The 8251-nt window shown below is 67.8% G+C and carries 7 protein-coding genes and 1 pseudogene; 3 read left to right on the top strand and 5 right to left on the bottom strand.

Going from position 1 to position 8251, the window contains the following annotated elements; genetic code table 11:
• Positions 1-1212 (top strand): acetate--CoA ligase (locus VFB40_RS13485; protein ID WP_324850524.1); only part of this gene is annotated, 1212 nt, incomplete at its 5' end.
• Positions 1213-1302: 90 nt separating this feature from the next.
• On the opposite strand, the gene VFB40_RS13480 is transcribed toward VFB40_RS13485, so the two are convergent.
• Complete coding sequence (locus VFB40_RS13480) at positions 1303-2541, bottom strand: GNAT family N-acetyltransferase (RefSeq protein WP_324850522.1); 1239 nt, start codon at positions 2539-2541, stop codon at positions 1303-1305.
• 308 nt (positions 2542-2849) lie between these two features.
• Here VFB40_RS13480 and VFB40_RS13475 point away from each other — a divergent pair, with 308 nt between their 5' ends.
• Entirely contained in the window at positions 2850-3266 is a 417-nt protein-coding gene (locus tag VFB40_RS13475) for a phage holin family protein (protein WP_324850520.1), read from the top strand.
• An 88-nt stretch (positions 3267-3354) separates the two neighbouring features.
• A complete protein-coding gene (locus tag VFB40_RS13470; RefSeq protein WP_324850518.1) occupies positions 3355-4272 on the top strand; it encodes an alpha/beta fold hydrolase in 918 nt (305 codons plus the stop codon).
• A 74-nt stretch (positions 4273-4346) separates the two neighbouring features.
• Here the strand turns inward: VFB40_RS13470 and VFB40_RS13465 are convergent, their stop codons facing one another.
• From VFB40_RS13465 to nth, 4 genes and pseudogenes are all read right to left on the bottom strand, one after another.
• Positions 4347-5045, bottom strand: a complete 699-nt coding sequence (locus VFB40_RS13465; protein ID WP_324850516.1) for a metal-dependent hydrolase — start codon at positions 5043-5045, stop codon at positions 4347-4349.
• 171 nt (positions 5046-5216) lie between these two features.
• Complete coding sequence (locus VFB40_RS13460; protein ID WP_324850514.1) at positions 5217-6407, bottom strand: MarP family serine protease; 1191 nt, start codon at positions 6405-6407, stop codon at positions 5217-5219.
• 151 nt (positions 6408-6558) lie between these two features.
• Positions 6559-7263: pseudogene (locus VFB40_RS13455) on the bottom strand (NUDIX hydrolase); the annotation flags it as partial.
• A 17-nt stretch (positions 7264-7280) separates the two neighbouring features.
• Entirely contained in the window at positions 7281-8057 is a 777-nt protein-coding gene (nth, locus tag VFB40_RS13450; RefSeq protein WP_324850512.1) for an endonuclease III, read from the bottom strand.
• Between the last annotated feature and the right edge of the window lie 194 nt (positions 8058-8251).

Below are 8251 nucleotides of genomic sequence, written 5' to 3'. Positions count from 1 at the left end.
CCCGAGGCGTTCGACTCCGAGCACCCGCTGTTCATCCTGTACACGTCCGGAACGACCGGTAAGCCCAAGGGCATCCTGCACACGACCGGCGGTTACCTCACGCAGGTCTCGTACACGCACAACGCAGTGTTCGACCTGAAGCCGGAGACGGACGTTTACTGGTGCACGGCGGACGTCGGCTGGGTGACCGGGCACTCGTACATCGTCTACGGGCCGCTGTCGAACCGCGCGACGCAGGTCATGTACGAGGGCACCCCGGACACCCCGCACCAGGGGCGGTTCTGGGAGAACGTCCAGAAGTACAAGATCAGCATCCTGTACACGGCGCCGACCGCGATCCGGATGTTCATGAAGTGGGGCGACGACATCCCCGCCAAGTTCGACCTCTCCTCGCTGCGGCTGCTCGGCTCGGTGGGCGAGCCGATCAACCCAGAGGCCTGGATCTGGTACCGGCAGAACATCGGCGGCGGGCGCACCCCGATCGTCGACACCTGGTGGCAGACCGAGACCGGCGGCATCATGATCTCGCCGCTGCCGGGCGTGACCACGACCAAACCGGGCTCGGCGATGCGGCCGCTGCCGGGCATCTCGGCGAACGTGGTGGACAAGGAGGGCAACGTCGTCCCGAACGGCGGCGGCGGCTTCCTGGTGCTGGACCAGCCGTGGCCGTCGATGCTGCGCGGCATCTGGGGCGACCCGGAGCGCTACCGCGAGACGTACTGGTCGCGGTTCGCCGAGCAGGGCTACTACTTCGCCGGCGACGGCGCGAAGAAGGACAACGACGGCGACCTGTGGCTGCTCGGCCGGGTGGACGACATCATGCTGGTGTCGGGGCACAACATCTCCACCACCGAGGTCGAGTCCGCACTGGTCTCGCACCCCTCGGTGGCTGAGGCCGCCGTGGTGGGCGCTAAGGACGAGACGACCGGTCAGCGCATCGTGGCCTTCGTGATCCTGCGCGGCGGTAAGGCGGAGGGCGAGGAGCTGGACGCCGAGCTCAAGGCGCACGTCTCCAAGGAGATCGGCCCGATCGCGAAGCCGAAGCAGATCCAGTTCGTGGCCGAGCTGCCCAAGACCCGGTCCGGGAAGATCATGCGGCGGCTGCTCAAGGACGTGGCCGAGGACCGCGCGCTGGGTGACACCACGACGCTCACCGATGCTTCCGTCATGGACTTGATCGCGGCGAAGCTTCCGCACGCGACGGAGGACTGAGCGCCAGCATCGAGCGGGTTTCGCGGCGTGTGTCCGATCAGCTGATGATCGGACACACGCCGCGCCGCATTTCGCGTCCCGGCGGCTGTATCAGAAGCCGAACGACATCCAGGGCTCCAGTTCGGTCACGAACGCGCGCGAGGCTTCTGCCAGCGCGCCGTTGCGCCGCTCCTCGACCAGGCCGGCCGCGCCGAGTGAGGCGAGGGAGGCTCCGCCGAGGAAGACCGATCCGAGTTCGCGCACGCCGAGCGCGATGTCAGGGGCCGCGGTCGTGCGTTCGCAGGTGGCGCCCTTCTCGTCTCCGGTCAGCCGCCAGCGTCCGGCGTTCCACGGGCAGAACGTGTCGGTCACGTCGATGACGGTGTCGATTTGCGCGGAGTAGGTCCGCGACGCGAGTGCCCGGTCCATGTCGACGAGGCGGATGTACAGGGCGTCCTTGACGCTGGCGTTGGCCGCGCGGGGGTTGTCCAGGAGGCGCAGCGGCGGGGCATCAAGCGGTACGCCGGCCAGTTCGGTGGTCGTCATCAGGTCAACGCTCACGAGATACCGCAGCAGTACGGCGTAGGCCGCAGCGTCATCTGCGTAGAGCTCGTTCACGCTTACCCGGCCCGCCGGAGCACCGTTCGAGAACTCCTGCTTGACGCGGTAACGCGTGTAGCCGACCGCCTGGCCGTCTCGTTCAGCAAGGACGGTACGCAGCCTTGACCGATCGTCGCGCCAGTCCTCGGGGTCTGAGGCGTACGCGTTGGCCCATGCCGGCGTGCGTACAAGCATTCCGGCACGCTTTGGCACCTGTCGCGCGTAGACCTCTTCGCAGGCCTCTAGCGACTCCTCTGTTGGGACAACCCTGAGGGAGACGGCATCTGAGCCGGCCGGCATGCGCAGACCGCTGTGCAACCGCGGAATCGTCAATCGCGCGACACGTGAGGCGAGGCCGTAGCCGAAGCGCCCGTAGATCGGCGGCTCACTCGCGGTCAGTCCCGCGACCGCTTCGCCGCCCGATTCGTGCAGGTCGTGCAGCTGATGTCGCATCATCGAGCTGAGAATGCCGCGTCGCCGGTGCGTCGGCATTACGCTCACCCAGCTGACGCCGGCCATCGGGATCCGGCCGCCGGGCACGGTCATCTCGAAGCTGAAGATCGAGGCGCCGCCGACGAGCTGCGGACCGTCGAACACGCCGATCGTGCGATCGCGTTCCAGCAGCCCCTTGTCGATCTCCAGCGCGGCGGCGCTCGGCGGTTCGGAGCCGAAGGCCAGCTCGTCGAGGTAGAGGAATTGGTCGAACTCGCTCTCGGCGAGGGGGCGCGGGGCGGACGGCTCAGTGGGCATGGCTCATGGGTAACACGGCGAGTGGAACTGACGCGACCGGATTATTCGGCCGGCTTTCCGGGACGGCCCAGGTCAGCCGCGCAGCCATTGTCGAGAAGTAGATTTGTCGATAAATCGATAGGTAAACTTGTAGCTATTCAGGGCCGTGCGAGACCTGCCCGGTTCTCCCCGGACTGACCCGAACCAGGTGCGCCCGCAGGCCACGCGGTCAGCCCAATGACCGCATAGTCTGACAAAACCAGGGGTACTTGGGCCGCGATTGCCCACCTAAGGCCTGCATGTCGCCGTACGCACTCCTGGAGGTAGCCGTGGCCACGACCGTCGGTTCCCAGTCCGACCGCCTCGACTCTGACCACAAGCTCTCCGCACTGGTCACGTCCGCGACCAAGGACCTCTCCAGCCTGGTGCGCGACGAGATCGCGCTGGCCAAGGCGGAGCTGCGCCGGGACGTGAAGCAGGCGGCGATGGGCGGCGCGCTGTTCGCCGTCGCCGGGCTGCTCTCCCTGTTCGCGTTGATCATGTTCTCGTTCGCGATCGCGTACGGCATCCACGCCGCCGGGATCGGCCTGGCCTGGGCCTGGCTCATCGTCGGCGGCGGCTACATTCTGCTCGCCGGTCTGCTCGGCGGAATAGGGATGCTGCGGCTCAAGAAGATCCGCGGCGTGGACGCCACGAAGCGCGCCACGAACGAGTCGATCGCCGTCTTCAAGCGGTCCGTGCGCTAGTCCGTCAGCCGTCAATCGGCGCCTCAAGTCGCCCAACGCACCCCCTTGCGACACCCTATGGACAGTCAGTTGTGCCATGCTGGCGCCCATGCCTTCAGACCTGTCACCGGTGTACGTGGAGGGCGCCTGGACCCATCGTGAGGTCTCCGCGAACGGCGCCCGCTTCCACGTCGTCGAGCTCGGCGAGGGCCCGCTCGTGCTGTTCCTGCACGGATTCCCGCAGTTCTGGTGGACCTGGCGGGAGCAGCTGATCGCCTTCGCGCAGGCCGGTTACCGAGCGGCGGCGATGGATCTTCGGGGGTTCGGCGGCAGCGACAAGACGCCGCGAGGCTACGATCCGATAACACTCACCATGGACGTCACGGGGGTCATTCGCGCGCTCGGCGAGGCGAACGCCGCGGTCATCGGGCACGGCTGGGGCGCCACGCTCGGCTGGACCGCCGCGACCGTGCGGGCGAAGACCGTGCGGCGGCTCGTCGTCGTCGGCGCTGGGCACCCGCGGCGGCAGCGTGCCGCGCTTCTCACCGACCCCGCGCAGATCGGCGCGAGCAAGCACGTGTTCGCGGCGCAGCGCCCGCTGGCCGCCGAGAAGTCGCTGCTGCGAGACGGCGGCGCGGCGGTGGGCCGGATGTTGCGTGAGTGGAGCGGCCCGGAATGGCCGCCCGACGACGTGATCGAACGATACGAACAAGCGATCATGATTCCGGGTGTCGCGCACTGCTCGCTGGAGTACTTCCGCTGGTGGGTACGGTCCCTGCCGCGCCCCGACGGGCTCCAGTACCAGCAGCGCATGCGCACGCCGACTGAGGTGCCGACGCTGCACCTGCACGGGGCGCTGGACCGTACGGTGCTCACGAGCACGGCGCGCGGCTCTGGGCGGCACGTGAACGCGCCCTATCGCTGGCGGCTGCTTGAAGGCGTCGGCCACTTCCCGCAGGAAGAGGCGCCGAAGCTGTTCAACACCGAGGTGCTGAACTGGCTCGCGGACGACGAACCGGACCGGTAAGAGCGCAGATACCGGTCAGCGGCGCGCGGCGCATCTTGGCTCGGCGGAAACGGCCTTGGCGCGACGGCGGCCTTCTACTTGTGCGTGAGCGGCGTCGTGGCGAAGTAGAGGGATACGAACGCGCCGACCGCCATGAGCGGGGTGAGGAAGGCGGTTTCCAGCTTCTCGCCGGTGTGCTTGATCAGCGGTATGCCGAAGCGGGTCGGAATCGGCCACAGCAGCGGGCACCCGCGATCGGTGAGGCAGTCCCCGGCAAGGTGGGTAAGCGCACCGAGGCCGACGGCGACGGGCAGCCAGGTGGGATCCGAGCTGATCCAACGGTCCATCAGGAACGTTCCCCCGACCGCGAGCAGGAGCACCACTCCCCAGGAGTGGATGCCCTTACCGGGAGGGCACAGATGCAGCGCCCGTATGGCCAGCGAGAGCAGGATGTAGACCAGGCCCAGGGTGAAGGGGCGTCCCAGGTAGTGCGCTCCGGCCCAGGTGCCGCCGGTTACCCCGGCCACGAACAGCAGCGAGTGCGTGGCGTGCCGGTGACCGCCCGAGATCCACTCGACGAAGCGGCAGAACGTGTGCGAGATCGGGCCGAGGAAGTGCGCGATCGTGCCGTCCGGGTGGTCGAAGTCCGGCAGCAGCGCGGAGCCGGCCGTGATGAACGTGCCGAGCATGATGTCTTTGATGTCCAGCCGGGCCGGCCACACCGCCGCCGGCACCCAGGCCGCCGCGGCAGCCCAGGCGAGCGCGCCGCTGGTCGAATGCGAGTGTCCAAGCACGGAAACGCCCCCCAAAGTCGCGAGTCACAGGCCGATCCTGGCGAATCGCCGATCAGACAGTAGCAACTTTCTAGATCACTGTTGCGGAACAGGATGCTGTGACACTCAGGAGCCCTTGCCGGACCCAGAAAACGCTGCCGGACTCGGGAGAATCGGCGACGCGCTGGAGCGTCAGATGGCGCAACCCTCGGTGTCTACCGCACCTGTCGCATCCGCGCCCTGATGCGCGTCCTGCGAGACCTGAGCGGCAGTCAGCGCGTATCCGGTAGAGGCGTCCTCCAGCGACTTGGCGAACACGACGCCGTATACCTGGCCGGTCGATGTGAGCAGCGGGCCGCCGGAGTTGCCCTGGAGCACCTGCGCGAACAGCGAGAAGATCTCGCGCGTCGCCGATCCGTGCTGGTAGATGTCCTGTCCCTGCGCCTGGATCTCCTGCCGGATGCGCGCGGCGACCGGGGTGAACGGGCCGTCCTCCGGGAAGCCGGCCACGACGGCGTTGTCGCCGCTCGCGCCCGAGGTGTCGAAGGAGAGCGGAGCCGACCGCAGCCCGGGGACGTAGAGCACTGCCACGTCGCTGGTCGGGTCGAACAGCACCACCGTCGCGCGGTAAAGGTGTCCCTCTCCGCCCACCTGCACTGTGGGATGTGTTACGCCGCCGACGACGTGAGCGTTCGTCATCACGTGCTGCGGTGAGTAGACGAACCCGGAGCCTTCGATCTGCTTCCCACAGCTCGGTGCGTTACCGACGATCTTGACGATCGAGTTCTGCGCCTTGACGACACCCGCTTGGTTGAGCACTGCGGGATCCGGCGGCGGCACGTTGGCGATCTGCTCATGCGTGAACGGCGCGAACACCTGCGGGAAGCCGCTGCGGTCAAGGACGTTGGCGAACGAGCTGAACCAGTTCTGCGCGTTGGCCGGCAGCACCGTCCGCATGCCGTTGAGCAGCGCCGAGTTGCGGACCTGCTGAGCGACGACCGGCATGGTCGAGTTCACCAGGGCGAGCCCGAGGAACCAGGCGACCAGCATGACCGAGATCACCGACACCGCCGCGCCCGCGCTCTGGTCCACGGCCTGGACCGGCCGCCAGGTGATCTCCCGGCGCACCCGCCCGCCGACCGAGGTGGCGAAGACCTGCCCGAGCACCGCGAGCACGAGCACCGCACACAGCGAGATGGTCGAGACGACCAGCGAGGTGTTCGAGGTGAAGCGCTGTATCACCACGGGCACGAGCCACAATCCGAGCAGCAGTCCGCCGACGAAGCCGACGAACGACAGCACGCCGACCACGAAGCCCTGACGGTATCCCGACACCGCGAACGCGATGGCGACGATGATCAGAATCAGATCGAGCAGGTCCACGGGCTCACCTTCACTCGCCGCCGGTGCCGGCTAAGCCGCCCGTGCTGTCCGTATTGTTCGCGTTCGCATCGTGAGCTGTGGAACCGTTCGCCGCTGAACCGTTCAGCCCGGTCGGGTTTTCCAAACCGTCCGTGCCCGTGGCGAACGGCCGCTGGTCGGCGGGACGGATCGAGCTTGACTGAACGCTCAGCGCCGTGACCTCTTCCGGCAAGTCTTCGAGCCGGTTGTGGTCCCACGGCTGTTCCCAACCGCCGAGTCTCAGCACGGCGTCGAGCAGTCCGGCCGTGAATCCCCAGACAAGCATGCCGTCGACGTGGAACGCCGGACCGATGTAACCGGCCGGATGACGCACGCGCAGCCGGTTCGCAGGGTCGGCAAGCTCGGCCACAGGCACTCGGTGCACTGCGGCCACCTCCAGAGGACTGACGACGCGTGGCGGCGACGGAGTGTGCCACCACCCCAGAACGGACGCGACCATGAAATCACTCGGTTGCAGGTAGATCTCCGGCAAGCGGCCGAACACGGCCACTGACTCGGGATCGACGCCGGTCTCCTCCTGCGCTTCACGCAGCGCGGCGTGCACCGGGCCATGGTCCTCGGGGTCGATTCGGCCGCCGGGGAAGGCGGGTTGCCCGGCGTGTGCGCGCAAGGTCGCGGCTCGCTCGGTGATCAGCACGTCCGGTACTGGAGCTCCCGGCGACCCGCTCTCGCCGAAGAGGATCAGCACGGCGGAACGGCGCGGCTCTCCGGGCAGTGTGCGTGTCCTGGGTCGGAAGCCGAGCCAGTTCGGAGCGAGCTCGCGCAGTGCCCCGGCGAGCGGGCGCAGCCAGGTCGGCAGGTCTTCAGGCGCGGCCATGATCTTGCCCGCGTCGTTCACGAAGCCACCTTCCGAGCGGCGGCGATCAGCGCCGCCTCGCGAGCCGACGCGGGACGCAGCAGCGCCTCCGCCTTGATCGGGTCCTGCTCGCCGATTCCGCGCGACGGGCACAGTGCGGCGATCGGACAGGCGCCGCAGGCCGGTCTGCGGGAGTGGCACACTCGGCGACCGTGGAAGATCATCCGGTGCGAGAGCATGGTCCACTCCGCCTTCGGGAACAGCGCGCCGACCTCGAACTCGACCTTGACCGGATCCTCCTCGCGGGTCCAGCCGAAGCGGCGCGCCAGTCTGCCGAAGTGCGTGTCCACGGTGATGCCCGGGACACCGAACGCGTTACCGAGCACGACGTTCGCCGTCTTGCGGCCGACACCAGGCAGCGTGACCAGTTCCTCCAGAGTGTGCGGTACCTCACCGCCGAACTGGTCACGGATGGCCACAGCCAAGCCGAGCAACGACTTGGCCTTGTTGCGGTAGAAGCCGGTGGGCTTGATCAACTTCTCCAGCTCCACCGGGTCGGCCGCGGCCATGTCATCGGCGGTGGGGTAACGGGCGAACAGGGCCGGCGTGGTCAGATTGACGCGGACGTCGGTGGTCTGCGCGGAGAGCACGACTGAGCAGAGGAGCTGGAAGGCCGATTCGAAATCGAGCTCGCAGTGAGCATCGGGATAAATCTCGGCGAGCGCCCGGTTGATCCGCCGTGCCCGGCGGGTGAGTGCCAACGGGGTCTCGTGGGTCGCGGGCGCGTTCTCAGTCGTCTCACCGGCCATGCTCATTCGGCAAGCGTAGATGGTCGGGGCGGCCTGGGGGCACGTTACGGCATCCGGCAGGATTGGGGTGTGCCGTTCCCGAGTATGTGAAATACCGTGTGGTAGGCCACACTGTTCGATGCAGAGGCATAACAGATTGCGGGCCGGCGTCGAGTCACAACGCGCGACCGGCGACCAGGACCGCAGGAGAACGGCCGTGA

The sequence above is a fragment of the Actinocrinis sp. genome (genome assembly GCF_035650855.1).
GTDB lineage: Bacteria > Actinomycetota > Actinomycetes > Streptomycetales > Catenulisporaceae > Actinocrinis.
This window is presented reverse-complemented; position numbering and strand designations above follow the sequence as displayed.

Excerpts from the sequence above, each read along its gene's own strand:
- VFB40_RS13480 (WP_324850522.1), bottom strand. The coding sequence starts at position 2,541 with ATGCCCACTGAGCCGTCCGCCCCGCGCCCCCTCGCCGAGAGCGAGTTC.
- nth (WP_324850512.1), bottom strand. The coding sequence starts at position 8,057 with ATGAGCATGGCCGGTGAGACGACTGAGAACGCGCCCGCGACCCACGAG.
- VFB40_RS13470 (WP_324850518.1), top strand. The coding sequence starts at position 3,355 with ATGCCTTCAGACCTGTCACCGGTGTACGTGGAGGGCGCCTGGACCCAT.